Below are 18,122 nucleotides of genomic sequence, written 5' to 3' on the forward strand. Positions count from 1 at the left end.
GCCGATGGAGGATCAACCGAAGACCGTGCTTGTCACGGGTTCCACCAGCGGCATCGGGCTCGCCATCGCCAAGCGTTTCGCCGAGGCGGGGTATCTGGTCGCGGTACATGGCATAGAAACGACGGAGGAGGCGACGCAGGCGCTGGAGATGGTCGCGCAGGTGGCGCGTCACAGGCCGGTCTATTTTGCGGCCAACCTCGCCAATTATGATGAAAGCGCCCATCTGCCGGAAACCGTCATCGCCGAATTCGGTCATATCGACGTCCTCGTCAACAATGCCGGCATTCAGAAGGTCGCGCCGATCGACGAGTTCGATTTCGCTGATTTCTCCCGCATCGTCGCCATCTCGCTCGACAGCGCGTTTCACACCATCCATGCCGCCCTGCCGGGCATGAAGGAAAGGGGTTGGGGCCGCATCGTCAACATCGCTTCCGCGCATGGCCTGCGCGCTTCGCCCTTCAAGGGGCCTTATGTGGCGACCAAACATGCGGTGGTGGGGCTGACGAAAAGCGTGGCGCTGGAAGTGGCCGAACTCGGCATCACCTGCAACGCCATCTGCCCCGGTTATGTCTGGACCCCGCTTGTCGCCGCCCAGGTTGCCGATCAGGCGCGCGTGCATGGCATGAGCGAGGAGGAGGTGGTGAAAAAGGTGATGCTCGCGCCGCAGCCGACCAGGCGGTTTGTGCAACCGGAAGAAGTAGCGGAAATGGCGCTTTATCTCGCGGGCGATATGGCGCGCTCCATCACCGGCACCACCATTTCCATCGATGGCGGCTGGACCGCGAAATAATTTTCACGCGCGCGCTTTAAGCGAACTGTCTCACCGGCTTCCGGCATTGTTGAGCGGTTTCAATCCTGTATAGTTTTCGTGGACGGCGGAGGTTCAGCGCCGTGTCCACGGAAAAGCGTCATGATGAACACAGGGTCTTTTGAAGCGCCGCTGGCGCGTTCGCGCTTCGATACGCGCCAGGTGCCGAAACGCGACGCCATGGGGCTGTGGCGGGATTCGATCAACGTGCTTTTCGATGCCCGCCTGCGCCGCTCGCAGGATGACGGCTTCTTCGCCAGCGTGGATGCCGCTTTCATCGGCAATGTCGCGCTCGGCCGCACCCAGTCCTCGGCGCAGGATTTCGACCGTTCGCGCCACAAGCTTGCCCGCGACGGCATGGACGGTTTTCTGCTGCAATTTTACGCCAGCGGACAGAGCATGTCGCGGCGCGGATCGGGTGAGACCGCAGGGCCCGGCGACCTCTATCTCATCGACATGGCGCAGCCGCTTGCCACCGCCACGACCGACCACGACCATCTCAGCCTCGTCGTGCCGCGCCGGCTATTGGAAGGCAGGCTTGGCGGTTCCGGCAATCATCATGAACGCGTGCTGCCGGCCGGTTTGCCGCTGGTATCGCTGCTACGCGAAACGATGACGAGCATCTATCGCCATTTCGACGTCATGAACGCCAGCGAGGGCGCAGCGACAGTCTCGCCGCTTCTGGAACTGGCTGCGGCCGCCATCAACAATCATGTCGGGCACGACAATGCGCAGGGCGTGCAGCGGGCGCTCAGGGCATCCATCCGGCGTTATATCGACAATCACCTTCTCGATCCGGCCCTGTCGGTGGAAAAGGTCATGGGCGAATTTGGCGTGTCGCGACGTACCGTCTACCGGCTCTTCGAGCCGCTGGGAGGGTTTTCAGCCTGCATCACCCATCGGCGTCTTGAGCGCGCGATGGATTTCCTGCGGGCACCGCAGTCGGCGCATATGACGATTGCCGAGGTGGCGGCGTCCTATGGTTTCACCAATCCGGAAAATTTCAGCCGCGTCTTCAAGAAGGCCTTCGGCCTTTCGCCGCGTCAGATGCGGCATTTCGCTTCGGAAAACCGTGACCTCACGTCGGATATTCTGAAGCCGGACAGCGCGGAATGGACCCGCTGGATCGTGCAACTCGGCCGCTGACCACGCTTTTAGGGGTGCCCTTCTGACACTTTATGACGGTTTGTTGGCACAATTCGACCATTTGCTGCGGTTGCGGCGCGATGGGGATGCGCATGTCTTTCAGACGTGCCAAACAGGGCAGGTTATTTTTATCAATATATTGCCTGACAATCATGATGTTGAGAATCCTCGCTTTTCTGAACCTGTGTCGCCAATGGCGCCATGAGCTGAAACAACACCTCTCCTTTTCCGGCGCCGGATTTCACAGGCGGCCATCACCCCTGTCGTCGGCGAATTTTGACAGCCCAGCAGACGATCCATCGGAAACGGATGATGGAGCGCGGCGGCCGGTTTCCTGGCTCGGCCTCGGGCAAAGCTTCAGCGCGGTGGATGTAGCGGACTGTGACAGGGCGCGTTTGCCGGCCGAGTGAGGTGAAAGCCGTTCTCCGGCGATCTGGAACAAAACCCTGACCCCGGGGATTAGATCAACAGGGTTACAGGGAGTGAAAGACATGGCCAGAGAAAATGCCAGCTATCCCGACAGTCGGGATGCTCCAAAAAGCGAAACGGCAACGCGCGCGCGGCAGGGATCGCGCGGACGTCCCGTCCTTGTCATTCTGATCGTCAGCGTGTTTCTTGCATTGGTGGTCTGGGCCGTTGTCGAATATTCGGTTTTCGAACCCGACGAGAACCTGCCGCAGAACCCGCAGACCGAGACAGCGCCCGTGCCGCAGCAGCCGTCCGGACCGGGAAGCTTCGACAACAATCCGGCAAATGGCCGTCCCCAACCGCCGTCCTCGACAGAAACAAATCCCACGCCGCAGGATTCGACCGGAGCACCGCAAAACCCATGACCACCATGGCGTGAAGTTTTTTCGCGACGATGATGATTTTCATGGAACCAGATCGCGCCCGATTTCATTTCACGCAAAGTGACAGGAATCGGGGGTTTCATTCATGGCAGTCACCGTCACTGCAGTTGTTCTCACGCTGATCGGTCTTGCGCTGTTCGGTTTCGGCTCTCAGCTCGTCATGCTGGGCGGGAGCTTTTATTACGTGCTCTCCGGACTGGCCTTTCTGTTGACGGCCATTCTGCTGTTCAAGCGCAATCGCGCAGCCCTTCACGTCTATGCCGTCTTCATTGTCGCCACACTCGCCTGGGCCATCTGGGAAGTCGGCTTCGACTGGTGGCAGCTTGGCCCGCGCGGCGGCATCATCATTCTCATCGGCCTCTGGCTTCTGGTTCCATGGGTCAGAAGGCCGCTTGGTTTTTCGAGCCCGACCGGGCTTAGCTACGGGCCGAACGCCTGGCCGCTTGCCCTTTCCGTGCTCGCCTCCATCGTCGTGGCCGGATATTCCATGGCGCAGGATCCGCACGATAAGGCAGGTTCCCTGCCTAAGGAAACCGCCTCGGTCACGCCTGCCTATGGCGGCAATGTACCTGACGGTGACTGGCATCAATATGGCCGCACGCCCTATGGCCAGCGTTATTCGCCGCTGACCCAGGTCAATGTCGACAATGTCTCGCAGCTCAAGGAAGCCTGGCGTTACCAGACGGGCGATGTGAAGCTGCCCGATGATGTGGGTGAAACCACCTATCAGGTGACGCCGCTCAAGATCGGCAATACGCTTTATATCTGCACGCCGCATAATTGGGCGATTGCCATCGATGCCGCCACCGGCAAGGAAAAGTGGAAATACGACCCGAATGTCGGTCTCAATCCGGATCGCCAGCACCAGACATGCCGCGGCGTTTCCTATTATGCCGAGCCGAATGCCGCTCAGGGCACGGCCTGCGCCGAGCGCGTCTACCTGCCGATCTCGGATGCGCGGCTGATCGCGCTTGACGCCGCCACCGGTCAGGTTTGCACGTCCTTTGCCGATCAGGGTGTGCTGCATCTTGAGCAGGGCATGAAATACAATCCTGCCGGTTATTATTACTCGACCTCGCCGCCCGTCATCGTGGCGGGCAAGATCATCATCGGCGGCGCGGTGAACGACAACTATTCCACGCAGGAACAGTCCGGCGTCATCCGCGCTTTCGATGTGAATAGCGGCGCGCTCGTCTGGAACTGGGATTCCGGCAACCCGGCGAAAACCGAACCGATTGCGGCGGGTGAAACCTACACCACCAATTCGCCCAACAGCTGGTCGGTCTTCAGTTATGATGAGGGCCTCGGGCTCGTTTATATCCCGCTTGGCAATCAGGTGCCGGATCAGCTCGGCATGGGCCGCAGCGAGAATGTGGAGAAATATTCCTCCTCCATCGTCGCGCTGGATATAAACACCGGCAAGGATCGCTGGGTGCGCCAGACGGTTCATCACGATCTCTGGGACATGGACGTGCCGGCCCAGCCGGTGCTGCTCGACATCACCAAGGACGGCCAGACCGTGCCGGCCCTCGTCGGCCCCACCAAGCAGGGCGATATCTACGTTCTCGACCGGCGCACCGGCGAGCCGCTTCTGCCGATCACCGAAGAGCCCGCGCCGGGCGGCGCCATCCCGGAGGATTTCACCTCCCCGACGCAGCCGACGACGGCCTTGTCCTTCAAACCGGAGCCGTTGCAGGAAAAGGACATGTGGGGCGTCTCCATGTTCGATCAGCTCGCCTGCCGCATCCGCTTCCATCAGCTGAACTACAAGGGCCGCTATACGCCGCCTTCGCTCACCGGCTCGATCATCTATCCCGGCAATTTCGGTACCTTCAACTGGGGCAGCGTGGCGGTCGATCCCGAACGCCAGGTGATGTTCGGCATGCCGACCTATCTCGCCTTCACCTCGCAGCTCGTGCCGCGCGCCGACATTCCGCCGAAGGGCCAGGACGAAAAGGGGAGCGAACAGGGCCTCAACCGCAATGACGGCGCACCCTATGGCGTCTTCATGGGTCCGTTCCTCGGTCCGCTGCAGATTCCTTGCCAGGCCCCGCCATGGGGTTATGTCGCGGGTGCTGACCTGCGCACCGGCGATATCGCCTACAAGCACAAGAACGGCACGGTCCATGACATGACGCCGCTGCCGCTGCCCTTCAAGGTGGGTGTGCCGGGCATTGGCGGGCCGATGATCACCAAGGGGGGCGTCGCCTTCCTCGGGGCGGCCGTTGACAACTATCTGCGCGCCTATGACCTGACGACCGGCAAACAGCTTTGGGAAGCGCGCCTGCCGGCCGGCGGCCAGGCAACGCCGATGACCTATGCGCTGGATGACGGCAAGCAATATGTGGTGATGGTTGCGGGTGGCCACGGCTCCGTCGGAACCAAACCGGGCGACTATGTGATCGCTTATACCCTGCCGTAATCTCTGCAGGTTTCAAGATACAAAAAAACCGGAATGGGAGACCATTCCGGTTTTTGCTGCGAAGGAGGGTATCAAGCCGCCTTTTTCTCGGCGGCGGCGTTAACCGAAGTCTTGGCGAGCGCGGTCAGCGCATCATCGGTCTTCGCTTCTTCCTTGAGCGTGGCATCCAGCAACGAAACTGCTTTCGTGTGGCCCAGCTTTTCCGCCCATGCCTTCAGCGTGCCGTAACGGGCGATCTCATAGTGCTCGACCGCCTGTGCCGAGGAAACCAGACCGGCGTCGAGGGCGGGCGTGCCCTTGAAGTCCTCCATGATTTCCTCGCCCTCGGCGATGATGCCCTGAATGGCTTCGCAGGTCTTGCCCTGCGCCCGCTTGCCGATGATCTCGAACACCTCCTGCAGGCGTTCGACGTGGCCCTGGGTTTCTTCCTTGTGTTTTTCAAAGGCCTGTTTCAGCTTCGGATCGGTCGCTGCCCGTGCCATCTTCGGCAGGGCTTTCAGGATTTGCCGTTCGGCGTAATAGATATCTTTCAGCGTGTCGTAGAACAGATCATCGAGTTTCTTCTCGGCCATTGGTCCTTCTCCCATGTGTGAAAATACATGACGTGCGCCCACGCGCACGGGAGACAAACCCTTTGCTGCGCCCATGGTTCCGGCTCGGTTGCGCGCAACGTTTATATTGCCGTGCGGAACCAACACGCCTCTGCGAACTTAGTGTGAAGAAATTTCGGGAGGAGACGCGACAGTGCCCCAGAGCCTTGCAGAAGAATTTTCCATGAATATTTCCATCCCCTTCGAGGTGCTGCTGGTGCGTGTGTTCGGGGCGGTCATCCTGTGCGGCCTGATCGGTCTGGAGCGGGAGTTTCACAAGAACACCGCCGGCCTGCGCACCAACATGCTGATCGGCCTTGCCGCCGTCACCTTCTGCGTCATCACCATCCACATGATGGAGACGATGGCGGAAGGCCATGAGGCCGCACGGCTTGATCCCATCCGCCTGGTTGAGGCGGTGACGGCGGGCATCGCCTTTCTCGCGGCGGGTGTGGTTGTATATACCCGGGGCGATGTCAAAGGCCTGACGACGGGCGCCAGCATGTGGCTTTCGGCGGCAATCGGCCTCTCGGTCGGTCTTGGCATGTGGCCGCTTGCTTTTCTTGCCTCGGGAATGGGCATTGTCGTCCTGTGGACGCTGCGCCGCATACAGGTGGCGGCGGGCATCAAGGAGGAATGAACGAGATCAGCCGAAGCGGAAAAGATCGGCGTCTGGATCCTTGCCGCCATTGATGGCGGCGGCCACGATTTCAGCGGCGATCTGGCTGAAGGTGATGCCGTTACCGCCGAAACCCATCACGGCATAGACGTTGTTCATTCCGGGCACAGCGCCAATCAGCGGCAGGCCAGTGGTGGTCGAGCCGAAGGCCGCCGCCCAGCGATATTCCGGCTTTCCCATATCGATACCGAGAAGCTTCTCGATCTTGCGGCGGATCGTCTCCGCCTTGGCGGCGAGCTTGCGCTCCGACTGGTAGGCGGTGGGGTTTTCCTCGTCCTCGCCTCCGGCGATCATCCGCCCCTCCCGGTCGGTGCGCAGGTAGAGATAGGGATCGGAGGCCTCCCAGACGATATGGTTCTCCAGCCAGTCGGGGAGGTTCAGCCCCTTTCTGCTCGCCAGCGCCCAGGTGGAAATGATCTGGTGTTTCGGGCTCTCCAGCATTTTCAGGAATTCATAGCCGGTGCAGAAAACGACATTGCGTGCTGAAAGGATTTTGCCGCCGGCGGTGGCAAGGACAACCTCGTCGCCGAGGTTCCTGAGATCGGTGATCTCAAGCTGGGAGACGATTTCGGCGCCGGCGCCCGCCGTGTGGCGCAGCAGGCCGGCCGTCAGCTGCGCGGGATTGGCGGAGGCCGAAATATCGCTGAGGATGGCCCCGGTCCGGTGCAAGCCGTATTGCTCTCTCAGTTCCGCAGCCGTGAGAAGACGGGCCTCGATGCCCGCTTCTTTGCGGGCTGCCGTTTCGGCCTTCAACGCCCGCGATCCCATTTCGTCTCCAGCCAGATAAAGGGCCTGTTTGCGCCTCATGCTGCAGGAGATGCCGAGCGAAGAAACGATTTCCTCCAGCCGCAGGACGGCGCGGGCGGAACGCTGCCATGCCCGGTCAGCCGCGTGCCTGCCGATCATCTTTCGAAGCTGTGTCAGCGGCGTGTCGATTTCGTGCTGGATCATCGCGGTGCTGGCGACGCTGCTGCCCATTACCGGCTCGCGCCGGTCAACGATCAGCATGGATTGACCCGGCCGTTGAAGGGCATGGGACACCAGCGCGCCGCTGATACCGGCGCCGACGACGATCGTGTCGTAATGGTCGGCTTCCGGCGTATGCCTGCTGCGGAGGCCGATGCGCGGCGTATCCGCCCACACGGGCTTTGAATCCCTGAGGTCGCGTTCTTTCGTCAGTTCCGATGTCGGCATGAAATCATCCTGAAAGGTGTCACGGCTCTGTATAACCGGCGACATTGATGGTGAGCGTTGCGCTGCGGGGATCGTTGCGGAAGAAAAGCGTGCCGGTGTCGCGAGACTCCGAGGCGACGTAATCGAATGTCACATCGGCGCTCTCCAGTGTCGCGTCGTTTTGCTGCAGGTTGCCACGCACTTGCACCTGCGCCGCCGTCGTCATGGACAGGTTGCGGATATCGAACCGTACCCGGTATTGCCCGGCCTGCGCCTCCACGCCGGTAACGGCGATTTCGAAGCGGGCATCCTCCGGTCTGTAGCGATAAATGTCATAACCGATCCAGCCCAGCATGGCGGCGACAAGAAGCGTGCAGATGACGCCCGTCAGCCATTCCACCCAGTGGGGCTCGGAGCTTTCCGTATGTTTGCGGCCCTTGGATATCGTCATCTTGTCCTCACAGGATCAGCCGGGCGGAGGCCGCGCCGATCGAGGCGGGAACGCCGAGAATGACGGCGGCGTTCATGATCTGCGACAGCGAGGTGTGGTCAAGGCGCTCGAAGGTCCAGAGCGTATAGATGCTGATGGCGATGGCGATGACATAACCGGGCAGGGTGAAGCGGATTAAGGATTGCCACCACTTCTGCCCCTCGTGCAGCTGGTGCGAGCCCTTGAAGTGAAGCGCGTAGACAAAGCCATGCATGATGGCGATCGACAGCAGGCAAAGCGCCAGAATGTGATAGGGCGTCACCTTATAGGCGATCAGGATCATTTCTTCCGTCGGCGCGACATTGAGGCTGAGGAAAAGCGCACCGACAACCATCATGAACAGTTCGTGCAGATAACCCGTCTCGCCGGAATATTCGCCTTCCTCTTCATCCTCCGCGTCGGAATGCTGACCGAGCTGGCTGCGTCCGAGCAGCGCGCCGATGCTGGCTGGAACGGATTGCAGGGCAATCTTGGCGACGATGTTGGAAGCGGTGATCTGGTCGTTCAGAATGCCGAACAGCAAGAGCACGGCCGCGCTCACGGCGATGCCCAGCCCATAGGCCGTTATCGCATCGCGCAGCGCCTGGCTCCAGGAGTGAATATTCTCGAAACCGATGCGGCGGGCGAGAAGAAGCAGCAGCGGCAGGTTGAGGATGCAGAGCAGCAGAAGCCGCCAGGAATTGGCGTAAAGGCCGAGAAACCACATTTCCATGGTCATCAGCATGGGCAGGGCAAACAGCAATGCACCCGCCGTGCCACGCGCGAGACCGATCAGAAATTGCCCGACCTCGTCATCATCCGCATCTCTTCGATTGATCGCCGTCACCATGCCGCCCCCTGTCCAAAGCGATAACGCAATGGCGTTTTTCCGGTTCCGTGGGTTTATTTCGCGGGATCGATGAGAGCGATGCCGAATTCCCGGCGATAGCTGCGCCGCAATTCCGCAGGTGTTTCGCGGATGACGACTTCCAGCGTCGGCCGCACCATGCCCTTCAGAAAATGGCCGCCCTTCGTGGAGCCATCGGCAAAGCCCAGAACCACATGCAGGTGCGGATTGGGCGTATCGTTCTCGTCAAGGGTGATATCGCCGAGCAGGCTCAGAACCTCGCTCTGGTCGGTGACCGGTATTTCCTTATAGTCCTTTGTCGAAAGATCGAAAAAGGCGAGTGTCGCCGTGGCGAAGGCACCGATTGCGGTAACCGAGGCGGCGTTGATGTTCTCGGCCCTGGCAAAGCGCCTGATGGCCTCGAAGGCTTCTTCCTCTGGATCGATGACGAGGATGAAGGTGCGCTCCGAGCCGCTTGCCAGCAATCTGCTTTTCATGTCTTCCTCCCAAATAGAAGTGCCGCCGGGAAACCGGCGGCACGAATATGGTACGTGCCTTAAGCGGCGCGGCGTTCGTGGCGGCCTTCCTCGACCTCTTCCACGATCTTGGCGACGAAGGCATCGAGATCGTCAGGGCTGCGGGAGGTAATGATCCCCTTGTCGGTCACCACTTTTTCATCCTTCCAGTTGGCGCCGGCGTTCTTGAGGTCGGTCTTGATCGACCAATAGGAGGTGGCGTCGCGGCCACGCAGGGCGTCGGCTTCTACAAGCAGCCAGGGTGCGTGGCAGATGGCGGCCACCACCTTGCCGGATTTGATGAAATCACGCACCACCCGCATCGCATCCTCGTCATGGCGCAGAACGTCCGGATTGATCTGGCCCCCGGGAAGAACCAGCGCGTCAAAATCTTCCGTTTTTACGGCCTTGGCGGGAAGGTCGACGGCGATGCTGTCGCCCCAGTTCTTCTTGTCCCAGCTCCTGATCTCGCCCTCCTTGATGGAGGCGACCTTCACGTCTGCACCTTTGGCCTTCAGCCGGTCATAGGGCACGCGCAGTTCGGAACGCTCATAGCCGTCGGTTGCGAGAATGAGGATTTTTGCAGCGTTGATGGCAGTCATGTCTGTCTCCTTCTGGGTTCACTTGTCCTTGTCGGAATTCATGGAGGGCAGGAAAAATTCCACGTCCTTGAGGCGCTTCGCGTCGAGATTTTCGATATGCGTTTGCCAGAACCGTTCGGCTTCCGCCGGTTCGTGCTGCCATTGGCGCACGAAGGTCTTGTTGTCATCGATCATCACCTGACGCGTGCCGCCGAGACGCAAATATTCTTCCGCAAGTTTGCGAGTTTCGGTCTTTTCCATGTCGCGGCTCCTTGTGCGTGGAAAGCGGGAACGGAGGGGTGCCGGATGGGTAAGAAGCTCGGCTGCCATTTCGTTGGCCACCGGGAGAAAACGGAAAAATCCCGATGTTCTTCAGCGCCATCGCGTCCGTTTGACACGGCGGCCCCTCCTGCTGGAACAACGTGAGCTTTCCGGTAAGGTTCCCCAGTTTTTTCGGCGGCCTCGTTGCCGGTGCCGAATGTATCGCGCGCAATTTTTTCCCGGAACAAACGGGCATGTCCCGCTGTTTTATCCCCGATGCAGGGGAGGCAGCATGGCAGCCAGACAGAGCGACGGCGAATACCACGGTAACAACGACAACAAGGGTTTCTGGTCGATCGATTTCGGCAATTCACCGGTTATCGGCACGGCCATTCATGACGGTCATCGCATTAGACCGGACGTAGCCGGGCTCATCGCCCTTTCCCCGGAACAGCGGCTGCGGGAGGAAGACCCTTTCACCGGTGAGATGGTCGCGGGACTGACGAACCGCATCGTCGTTCGCCATTCGCGTTTCGAAATCGATCTCAACCGTGCGGCCGATCACGCGATCTATCTGACGCCGGAACAATCCTGGGGGCTTGAGGTCTGGAAAGAGGAGCCGGCGCAGGAAGCCATCCGCCAATCGCTCGCTTTTCACGCCGACTATTATGCGATGCTGGAGACCGTGCTCTCTGCAATCGAAAGGCGGCACGGCGCTTTCGTGGTGCTCGATGTGCACAGCTATAATCATCGCCGGCAGGGCGCCGGCGCGCCGCCGACGGCGCAGGCGGAGGCGCCCGATATCAATATCGGCACATTTTCCATGGATCGCAGCCGCTGGGGCGATATCGTGAGCGCGGTCGGGCACCATTTCGCGTCAGCGACCATCGGCGGACGCCGCCTCGATGTTCGCGAGAACGTGGCGTTTCAGGGCAAGGGGGAGCAGACCCGTTTCATCCACGAAAGGTTCGCCGAAAATGGCTGCGCCATTGCGGTCGAGTTCAAGAAGTTCTTCATGGACGAGTGGACGGGAAAGCCGGATGCGCGTGTAGTGGCGGATATTCGCCAAGCGATCGCAGCACTTCAGCCGGTGCTCGAAGAGTGCCTGAGGTCGCGGCGATGAACCTCTCCTCCGCCCGCAGCGCACCGTCTCCCATCGCCGATCTGGTCGATGACGTCGTGTCCTGCCTCGAGGCTGGCAAGGCCATCCGCCGCGATGTCGGCAAAGACGGCCGCCTGCATATCGACCGGCCGTTGCCCTTCCTCTGCCTCCATCTGACGGGCGGCACGAAAAATCTCGCTGCCCGCGATATCGCCGCCGCCCATGCCTCCTATCTGATCGCGTCGACCATTCAGGAGGCTGCGCCGCTGATCGAGGCCGTTGGCACGGTCATGCGGCAGCGTTTCGGCGCCTTCATCGTCCTCGATATCGGCGAGCTGGAGCATGACATCCTGCTGGCCGACGATTCGCCTTTCCTGCCGCATTATGAGGTTTCCGTCTCGGCGACGGCTGAGCCAGAGACGCAGAATGCCCGCAGGGTCTTCATCAAGGCGGTTTGCGATGCCGAAGTGCGTTTTCGCACGCCGCGCATCACCCGGCCGGAGCCGGATGCCGATCCGGTTCTGCGTTTCCAGAATGCGGGCCTCGATTTTCCCTGTATCAGCGTGCGTTTTGCGCCGATCTACCGCCAGCCGGAATCCGGTGCGGATTATCCGGGCCTGCGGGTGACGATGATCGCCGATCTTTTCGATGCCGGCCTGCAGGCTTTTTCATCCTTCGCTTCGGGCAAGGACGCCCTCAAGGTCACCAGCCATCGGGCGCTGGGGCGCAAGGCCTTCGTCGATGCGGTCAGGCGTGCCGACCGGTCCGTCGACGATATTGTTTCATCCTTCGATTTTCTGCTTTCCGTCACGCCCATCAATGCCCGGCGGGCCTTCGAGGAGTTTCGCGATGGCGGCTTTCAGTTCGCGCCGCGCCTGCTTTACCGGCCGCTCGGCGTCGATGTGGAGGAGCAGAAACGCAAGCTTTATTCCGTCGTTTTCGATCATCTGGAAGACCCGGTGCTTTATAATCTCTACCGGGAGAAACAGCAGGAGATCGATCTGCAACTGACGATGCTCGCCAATCTGCACCATCGCACCTTCACCGATTTTTCACGCGCCCTTTATGGCGCTGTCGAACCGGCTCTCCTTCAGCTGGCGCTGCGCGTGCTTGCGGATTGCCCGCGCAGGGAGGAGACCAGTGAAATCGCCATGGTCGATTGTTACGCGGTCGCCAAGAAGTCGCGGGAGATGGTCGAGACCTATCTTGCGGAAGACCCGGAATTCAAGGCGCGCGTCGAAATCCGCGACGACCTGCCGCCGGGCCTGATGGTGACGGGCGAGAAGCTTTTGATCTCCCGCCATACCGTCATGGAACAGCGCCGTGTCGAGGCGCTGCTGTCGCATGAGATCGGCGTGCATCTTCTTACCTATTTCAACGGTTCGTTTCAGGGGCTGCGCCTCTTCCGAACCGGCCTTTCCGGTTACGAGGGCGTGCAGGAGGGGCTGGCGGTGCTGGCGGAACATCTGGCTGGCGGCATGACGCGCGAGCGCCTGCGGCTGATCGCCGGCCGCGTTATCGGCTGCGCCGCCATGCTGGATGGGGCAAGCTTCGTGGAGACCTTCCGCACCATGACCCGCGATCACGGTTTCGACGAGGCCGGGGCCTTCAACATGGTGCTGCGCATCTATCGCGGCGGCGGTCTTTCCAAGGATGCGATCTATCTGCGCGGGCTTGCTGAAGTGCTGGACCATCTGCGCAGGGGCGGGGCGCTCGATCCGTTCTGGATGGGCAAGATCGCCGCCGCCCATTTTCCGGTGATGCAGGAGCTTGCCCTGCGCGGCCTGCTTCGCCCGCCGGGCGTCAGGCCCGCATTCCTGCTGCCCGCCAGGGCCAATGAACGGCTGGAAAAAATACGGGCGGGATTATCCATTGCCGAACTGGCGACATTATAGGAGGGGCTTCATGCGTATCGCATTTTTCGTCAATTCCATCGAAACAGAAGGACCGAACTACGCGACCGGCCTGCTTGCCATGGCGGCGCTCAATCGCGGCCATGAGGTGGTCTATCTGACGCCCGGCGATTTCACATTACGCTCGGACGACAGCCTGACCATTCACGCCACCGTGCTGCCGAAGGGTAAAATCAAGAAAGGCGAGACGTTCCATTCCACGCTTCAGGACAAGGCGCTGGAGCGGCGGACCATGGATGTGGAGGAAATCGATGCGCTGATGCTGCGCAACGATCCCTCGCTCGACCAGACGACGCGGCCATGGGCGGTGCATGCCGGCATCCTGTTCGGGCGGCTTGCCGAACAGCGGGGCGTCGTGGTGCTGAACGATCCAGAAGGTCTGGCACTCGCGCAGAACAAGCTCTATTTCCAGAGCTTTCCGGAAATCGTCCGCCCGACTACGATCATTTCGCGCAATGTCGATGAAATCCGCGCCTTTGCCGACGCGCACCCCAAGGGCGTCATCGTCAAGCCGCTGCAGGGTTCCGGCGGCAAGAACGTCTTCAAGATCGGCTCCAGCAAGGAGACCAATCTCAACCAGATTTTTGAGGCTGTCAGCCTTGAGGGATATCTGATCGCGCAGGCCTATCTGCCTGCCGCCAAGGATGGCGATATCCGCTTCTTCATGATGAATGGCCGTCCGCTGATGCGTGAAGGCAAATATGCCGCCCTTCGCCGCGTGCCGGCCAAGGGCGATCTGCGCTCCAATATCCATGCCCATGGCACGGCGGAAGCCGTGAAGGTGACGGATGAAATCGTGGCGCTTGCCGAAATGGTGCGGCCGAAGCTGGTGGAGGACGGCATGTTCCTCGTCGGGCTCGATATCGTCGGTGACAAGATACTGGAAGTGAACGTGTTTTCCCCGGGAGGACTTTCCAATATCCGCGATCTCACCGAGATGGATTTCAGCGACACGATCATCGAGGCCGTGGAAACCAAGATCACCATGCAGAGCGCTTCCGGCGGCACCATCTCCAACCGCCTGCTGGCGACGTTGTGAAGTTACTCCCGTAATTGGGCCGGGTGCATCTCGCGATACCAGGCGACGAGGGCCTTGATGCCCTCTTCGACCGGGGTTTGCGGCACGTAACCGGTCAATGCCCTCAGCAGATCGGGCGAGGCGAAGGTGCGCGGAACATCGCCCTGCTGCATCGGCAACATGTTGCGGATCGCGGGTTTCCCGACCGCCTTTTCGACCGTCTCGACGAAGTGCATCAGTTCCACCGGCTGGCCGCCGCCGATATTGACCACGCGGAAGGGTGCGTGGTGCGACAGCGTGTCGGTGACACCTTCCTGCACAACACGGTTTTCCTCGGAAGGGATGACCGTGCTCAGCCGGACGATGCCCTCCACCAGATCGTCTATATAGGTGAAATCGCGGCTCATATTGCCTTGCCCGTAAATATCGATCGGCCGGCCGTTGGAAACGGCATCGACGAATTTGATCGGCGCCATGTCCGGCCGCCCCCACGGCCCGTAGACCGTGAAGAAGCGGAAGGCGGTGGTGGGCAGCTTGTGCAGATGGGCATAGCTGTGCGCCATCAGCTCCATCGACTTTTTGGTGGCGGCATAAAGCGTCATCGGCTCGTCGGCCTTGTCGCTTTCCGCGAAGGGTATTTTCTCGTTGGCGCCGTAGATGGAGGAGGTAGACGCCAGCATCAGATGCTTGACCTCAAGGCTCCTGGCAAGCTCCAGCATGTTGAACGAGCCGATGAGATTGGAATCGATATAGGCGCGCGGATTTTCAAGGCTGTAACGGACGCCCGCCTGTGCGGCGAGGTGTATGATGATCTCAGGTTCGGCGGCCTCAGCCGCGCGCTTCAGCGCATCCGTATCTTCCAGCATGCCGATTTCGGCCCGGAAGCCGTTGGAGCGGGAAAGAATGGCGTGGCGTTTTTCCTTGAGGCTGACATCGTAATATTTCGTCATGCCGTCGAAGCCGGTCACGAAATGGCCGGCGTCCAAGAGCCGCTTGGCAACATAAAAGCCGATGAAGCCAGCCGTGCCGGTAACCAGATAACGCATGATGATTATATCCCGAATCCGTTGGTGCGTTTGCGGTCTGACCGAAGCGCAGAAAACCTTTTAATGAAATTGCGAAGCGAAACCCTTAAGCGCCGTTGCCGGAACCGCCTTCGTGCGGGCGACCGACCGCGGCATAGATGAAGCCATGCGCGGCGACCTCATCCGTACGGTAGATATTGCGCAGGTCCACCAGAACAGGGCTTTTCATGATCGCCTTCAGGCGCGGCAGGTCGAGCGCGCGGAACTGGTTCCATTCCGTCACGATCACCACGGCGTCGGCGTCTTCCGCCGCTTCGTAGGGGCCGGCCGCGTATTCGATATCCTCCATCAGATGGCGGGCATTCGCCATGCCTTCCGGGTCGTAACCGACCACTTTCGCGCCGCCGTCCTGCAGGGTCTGGATGATGGCGATTGCCGGGCTGTCGCGCATGTCGTCGGTATTCGGCTTGAAGGTCAGCCCAAGCACGGCGATCTTCTTGCCGCGCACATCGCCGCCCACGGCGTTGATGACCTTGCGGCCCATGGCGCGCTTGCGATTGTCGTTAATGGCGATGGTGGTTTCGATCAGCCGCACCGGCGCGTCATAGTCCTGCGCGGTCTTGGCAAGCGCCAGCGTATCCTTCGGGAAACAGGAGCCGCCATAACCGGGGCCGGCATGCAGGAACTTCGAACCGATGCGGCCATCGAGACCGATGCCGCGCGACACGTCCTGCACATTGGCGCCGACCTTTTCGCACAGGTCAGCCATCTCGTTGATGAAGGTGATCTTCATCGCCAGAAAGGCGTTGGCGGCATATTTAATCAGTTCGGAAGCGCGCCTTGTGGTGAAGAGCAGCGGCGACTGATTGAGATAGAGCGGGCGGTAAACTTCGGTCATGACGGGGCGGGCGCGCTCGTCCGAGAGGCCGACAACGATGCGGTCCGGCCGCTTGAAATCCTCGATGGCGGCACCTTCGCGCAGGAATTCGGGGTTGGAGACCACGGCGAAATCGGCCGAGGGGTTTTCCTCGTGGATGATACGCTCCACCTCGTCGCCGGTGCCGACGGGAACGGTGGATTTGGTGACGATGACCGTAAAGCCATCGAGCGAATGGGCGATCTCTTTCGCCGCCGCATAGACATAACCGAGATCGGCATGGCCATCGCCGCGCCGCGACGGCGTGCCGACCGCGATGAAGACGACATCGGCATTGGCGACGGCTGCGGAAAGATCGGTGGTGAAGCTCAACCGCCCGGCCTTGGCATTGTTGGCGACGATGACATCGAGACCCGGCTCGAAGATCGGGATATGGCCATTTTTCAGGGCTTCGATCTTCTCCGGCATCTTGTCGACGCAGACCACGTCATGGCCGAAATCCGCAAAACACGCGCCGGACACGAGGCCGACATAACCCGAACCGATCATCACAATCCGCATTCTTTTTCCTTTCGGTTAGCGAGGCCATGTTAACGCGGCAATACCGGCCGGGGAAATCGGCGGGTGAAAATCGCATGATAATATTTAGCCGCCTTCATGCCCGTCGCCAAGCGCCACGATCAACAGCGGCTAACCTCTTTCCATGACGGGGATGTGATGGCCATGGCGGGACAAATTTGCCGCACCTTGCCGCCATTTGCACCGGTCGTGTTCAATCGGGTCATTTTGCGGTTTTTCCGGCTTGCACTCATAGGTAGCCGGGTCTAGCCATAGGGGTGAGGATCAAATCTGCCAGACTGTCTGTCCCTTCAAAGGGGCGTCCGGGTCGCGTTCCACGCGGCCGGGAGAAGCTTTGCGTTGCGGTCGGTGTTCGGGGAAGTCAAATGCAAAAGGGTTTTCTGCTCGGTCTGTTCGCTTATGCGACCTTTTCCATGGGCGATGCCACCATCAAGTCGCTTGGATCGCAGATCAGCGTTTTCGAAATCGGCTTCTTCAGCATTCTGTTTTCCGGCATCTTCATTTTCTTCAGCAAGCCGCGCGAGGAAAGGTGGCGTGAATTCTGGCGCATGAGCCGGCCCTTCGCCGTGCACGGGCGCGCAATCTCCGGCCTTTTCGCCGGTATTTTCGGCATCTATGCCTTCACCACCATTCCGCTGGCGGAGGCCTATGCGTTGATCTTCCTGTCGCCGCTCTTCGTGACCGTGCTTTCCGCCGTCGTGCTGAAGGAGAATATCGGCCCATGGCGCTGGGCGGCGGTTCTGGCGGGCATCGTCGGTGTCATCCTCGTCGTGCGGCCGGGCTTCAAGACGCTGGAACTCGGGCATTTCGCCGCCATCGGCGTTGCGTTCCTCGCGGCAATGACCATCGTTCTGCTGCGCTCGCTTGCGGGCAAGGAAAAGCGCACCTCGATCATGGGCGTGCTGCTGATCTACGGCCTCACCTTCAACGGTATTGCCGCCATTCCCGATTTCGTCATGCCAAACCTGCACCAGCTCCTGGCCTTCGCCTTCATCGGCCTTTGCACGGCGACGGGGCAGATCACCCTTCTGGTCGCAACCCGCATCGCGCCGGCAAGCCAGATCGCGCCGTCGCATTATTCGCAAATCCTCTGGGCGGTGGCGATCGGCATGGCCTTCTTCCACGAATATCCGGATGCGGTCGCCGTGCTTGGTCTGGCCGTCATCGCCGCATCGGGACTGCTGACGATGATCCGCGAAAAGGTGAGGCTTGGCACCGTGCGCTGGAACCCGTTTTTCCGCAATCGCCTCTGAATTCACCCTTGAT

The 18,122-nt window shown here is 60.5% G+C and carries 18 protein-coding genes; 9 read left to right on the top strand and 9 right to left on the bottom strand.

Annotated elements, in window-relative coordinates:
- Positions 1 to 4 precede the first annotated feature (4 nt).
- From EM858_RS21075 to EM858_RS21090, 4 genes are all read left to right on the top strand, one after another.
- The gene (locus tag EM858_RS21075; protein ID WP_080820020.1) at positions 5 to 790 is read left to right on the top strand and encodes a 3-hydroxybutyrate dehydrogenase; all 786 of its coding nucleotides are present in this window, start codon (positions 5 to 7) and stop codon (positions 788 to 790) included.
- A gap of 120 nt (positions 791 to 910) precedes the next feature.
- The gene (locus tag EM858_RS21080; RefSeq protein ID WP_080820022.1) at positions 911 to 1,954 is read left to right on the top strand and encodes a helix-turn-helix domain-containing protein; all 1,044 of its coding nucleotides are present in this window, start codon (positions 911 to 913) and stop codon (positions 1,952 to 1,954) included.
- A 491-nt stretch (positions 1,955 to 2,445) separates the two neighbouring features.
- Positions 2,446 to 2,787: a hypothetical protein gene (locus tag EM858_RS21085; protein ID WP_080820024.1), complete on the top strand. Its 342-nt coding sequence runs from the start codon at positions 2,446 to 2,448 to the stop codon at positions 2,785 to 2,787.
- A gap of 103 nt (positions 2,788 to 2,890) precedes the next feature.
- Positions 2,891 to 5,227, top strand: coding sequence for a glucose/quinate/shikimate family membrane-bound PQQ-dependent dehydrogenase (locus tag EM858_RS21090; RefSeq protein ID WP_127757872.1), 2,337 nt, complete (start codon positions 2,891 to 2,893; stop codon positions 5,225 to 5,227).
- A 71-nt stretch (positions 5,228 to 5,298) separates the two neighbouring features.
- Here the strand turns inward: EM858_RS21090 and EM858_RS21095 are convergent, their stop codons facing one another.
- Positions 5,299 to 5,799, bottom strand: coding sequence for a ferritin-like domain-containing protein (locus EM858_RS21095; protein WP_065657331.1), 501 nt, complete (start codon positions 5,797 to 5,799; stop codon positions 5,299 to 5,301).
- A 202-nt stretch (positions 5,800 to 6,001) separates the two neighbouring features.
- Here EM858_RS21095 and EM858_RS21100 point away from each other — a divergent pair, with 202 nt between their 5' ends.
- Complete coding sequence (locus tag EM858_RS21100) at positions 6,002 to 6,457, top strand: MgtC/SapB family protein (RefSeq protein WP_245483034.1); 456 nt, start codon at positions 6,002 to 6,004, stop codon at positions 6,455 to 6,457.
- A 6-nt stretch (positions 6,458 to 6,463) separates the two neighbouring features.
- On the opposite strand, the gene EM858_RS21105 is transcribed toward EM858_RS21100, so the two are convergent.
- From EM858_RS21105 to EM858_RS21130, 6 genes are read right to left on the bottom strand one after another with little or no spacing between them, the layout of a single operon-like run.
- Positions 6,464 to 7,690, bottom strand: a complete 1,227-nt coding sequence (locus tag EM858_RS21105) for an FAD-binding oxidoreductase (RefSeq protein ID WP_127757874.1) — start codon at positions 7,688 to 7,690, stop codon at positions 6,464 to 6,466.
- 19 nt (positions 7,691 to 7,709) lie between these two features.
- On the bottom strand, positions 7,710 to 8,120 hold the full coding sequence (locus tag EM858_RS21110; RefSeq protein ID WP_127757875.1) for a TIGR02588 family protein: 411 nt from the start codon (positions 8,118 to 8,120) through the stop codon (positions 7,710 to 7,712).
- A gap of 7 nt (positions 8,121 to 8,127) precedes the next feature.
- Positions 8,128 to 8,988, bottom strand: a complete 861-nt coding sequence (locus tag EM858_RS21115; RefSeq protein ID WP_127757876.1) for a TIGR02587 family membrane protein — start codon at positions 8,986 to 8,988, stop codon at positions 8,128 to 8,130.
- Between the two features lie 53 nt (positions 8,989 to 9,041).
- Positions 9,042 to 9,482, bottom strand: coding sequence for a PPC domain-containing DNA-binding protein (locus tag EM858_RS21120; protein ID WP_127757877.1), 441 nt, complete (start codon positions 9,480 to 9,482; stop codon positions 9,042 to 9,044).
- Between the two features lie 59 nt (positions 9,483 to 9,541).
- Complete coding sequence (locus EM858_RS21125) at positions 9,542 to 10,102, bottom strand: type 1 glutamine amidotransferase domain-containing protein (protein ID WP_127757878.1); 561 nt, start codon at positions 10,100 to 10,102, stop codon at positions 9,542 to 9,544.
- An 18-nt stretch (positions 10,103 to 10,120) separates the two neighbouring features.
- A complete protein-coding gene (locus EM858_RS21130; protein WP_080820035.1) occupies positions 10,121 to 10,342 on the bottom strand; it encodes a hypothetical protein in 222 nt (73 codons plus the stop codon).
- A gap of 292 nt (positions 10,343 to 10,634) precedes the next feature.
- On the opposite strand from EM858_RS21130, the gene EM858_RS21140 reads away from it, so the two are divergent.
- From EM858_RS21140 to EM858_RS21150, 3 genes are read left to right on the top strand one after another with little or no spacing between them, the layout of a single operon-like run.
- Positions 10,635 to 11,465 carry an N-formylglutamate amidohydrolase gene (locus EM858_RS21140; protein WP_127757897.1) on the top strand — a complete coding sequence of 277 codons (831 nt, stop codon included), beginning with the start codon at positions 10,635 to 10,637 and terminating at the stop codon, positions 11,463 to 11,465.
- Positions 11,462 to 13,339, top strand: coding sequence for a flavohemoglobin expression-modulating QEGLA motif protein (locus EM858_RS21145; RefSeq protein WP_127757896.1), 1,878 nt, complete (start codon positions 11,462 to 11,464; stop codon positions 13,337 to 13,339). The genes EM858_RS21140 and EM858_RS21145 overlap by 4 nt, the downstream gene beginning before the upstream one ends.
- A gap of 10 nt (positions 13,340 to 13,349) precedes the next feature.
- Entirely contained in the window at positions 13,350 to 14,396 is a 1,047-nt protein-coding gene (locus EM858_RS21150; protein ID WP_080820039.1) for a glutathione synthase, read from the top strand.
- 2 nt (positions 14,397 to 14,398) lie between these two features.
- On the opposite strand, the gene EM858_RS21155 is transcribed toward EM858_RS21150, so the two are convergent.
- A complete protein-coding gene (locus EM858_RS21155) occupies positions 14,399 to 15,421 on the bottom strand; it encodes an NAD-dependent epimerase (RefSeq protein WP_127757879.1) in 1,023 nt (340 codons plus the stop codon).
- A gap of 85 nt (positions 15,422 to 15,506) precedes the next feature.
- Positions 15,507 to 16,838: a UDP-glucose/GDP-mannose dehydrogenase family protein gene (locus EM858_RS21160; RefSeq protein ID WP_127757880.1), complete on the bottom strand. Its 1,332-nt coding sequence runs from the start codon at positions 16,836 to 16,838 to the stop codon at positions 15,507 to 15,509.
- 383 nt (positions 16,839 to 17,221) lie between these two features.
- Here EM858_RS21160 and EM858_RS21165 point away from each other — a divergent pair, with 383 nt between their 5' ends.
- Positions 17,222 to 18,109, top strand: coding sequence for a DMT family transporter (locus EM858_RS21165; RefSeq protein ID WP_065116377.1), 888 nt, complete (start codon positions 17,222 to 17,224; stop codon positions 18,107 to 18,109).
- Positions 18,110 to 18,122: the final 13 nt, after the last annotated feature.

This window comes from Agrobacterium sp. CNPSo 2736 (assembly GCF_004005385.1).
GTDB lineage: Bacteria > Pseudomonadota > Alphaproteobacteria > Rhizobiales > Rhizobiaceae > Agrobacterium > Agrobacterium leguminum.

What these genes read in the sequence shown, in the direction of transcription:
- EM858_RS21075 (WP_080820020.1), top strand. Translation starts at nt 5, where the DNA reads ATGGAGGATCAACCGAAGACCGTGCTTGTCACGGGTTCCACCAGCGGC.
- EM858_RS21080 (WP_080820022.1), top strand. Translation starts at nt 911, where the DNA reads ATGATGAACACAGGGTCTTTTGAAGCGCCGCTGGCGCGTTCGCGCTTC.
- EM858_RS21085 (WP_080820024.1), top strand. Translation starts at nt 2,446, where the DNA reads ATGGCCAGAGAAAATGCCAGCTATCCCGACAGTCGGGATGCTCCAAAA.
- EM858_RS21090 (WP_127757872.1), top strand. Translation starts at nt 2,891, where the DNA reads ATGGCAGTCACCGTCACTGCAGTTGTTCTCACGCTGATCGGTCTTGCG.
- EM858_RS21095 (WP_065657331.1), bottom strand. Translation starts at nt 5,799, where the DNA reads ATGGCCGAGAAGAAACTCGATGATCTGTTCTACGACACGCTGAAAGAT.
- EM858_RS21100 (WP_245483034.1), top strand. Translation starts at nt 6,002, where the DNA reads ATGAATATTTCCATCCCCTTCGAGGTGCTGCTGGTGCGTGTGTTCGGG.
- EM858_RS21105 (WP_127757874.1), bottom strand. Translation starts at nt 7,690, where the DNA reads ATGCCGACATCGGAACTGACGAAAGAACGCGACCTCAGGGATTCAAAG.
- EM858_RS21110 (WP_127757875.1), bottom strand. Translation starts at nt 8,120, where the DNA reads ATGACGATATCCAAGGGCCGCAAACATACGGAAAGCTCCGAGCCCCAC.
- EM858_RS21115 (WP_127757876.1), bottom strand. Translation starts at nt 8,988, where the DNA reads ATGGTGACGGCGATCAATCGAAGAGATGCGGATGATGACGAGGTCGGG.
- EM858_RS21120 (WP_127757877.1), bottom strand. Translation starts at nt 9,482, where the DNA reads ATGAAAAGCAGATTGCTGGCAAGCGGCTCGGAGCGCACCTTCATCCTC.
- EM858_RS21125 (WP_127757878.1), bottom strand. Translation starts at nt 10,102, where the DNA reads ATGACTGCCATCAACGCTGCAAAAATCCTCATTCTCGCAACCGACGGC.
- EM858_RS21130 (WP_080820035.1), bottom strand. Translation starts at nt 10,342, where the DNA reads ATGGAAAAGACCGAAACTCGCAAACTTGCGGAAGAATATTTGCGTCTC.
- EM858_RS21140 (WP_127757897.1), top strand. Translation starts at nt 10,635, where the DNA reads ATGGCAGCCAGACAGAGCGACGGCGAATACCACGGTAACAACGACAAC.
- EM858_RS21145 (WP_127757896.1), top strand. Translation starts at nt 11,462, where the DNA reads ATGAACCTCTCCTCCGCCCGCAGCGCACCGTCTCCCATCGCCGATCTG.
- EM858_RS21150 (WP_080820039.1), top strand. Translation starts at nt 13,350, where the DNA reads ATGCGTATCGCATTTTTCGTCAATTCCATCGAAACAGAAGGACCGAAC.
- EM858_RS21155 (WP_127757879.1), bottom strand. Translation starts at nt 15,421, where the DNA reads ATGCGTTATCTGGTTACCGGCACGGCTGGCTTCATCGGCTTTTATGTT.
- EM858_RS21160 (WP_127757880.1), bottom strand. Translation starts at nt 16,838, where the DNA reads ATGCGGATTGTGATGATCGGTTCGGGTTATGTCGGCCTCGTGTCCGGC.
- EM858_RS21165 (WP_065116377.1), top strand. Translation starts at nt 17,222, where the DNA reads ATGCAAAAGGGTTTTCTGCTCGGTCTGTTCGCTTATGCGACCTTTTCC.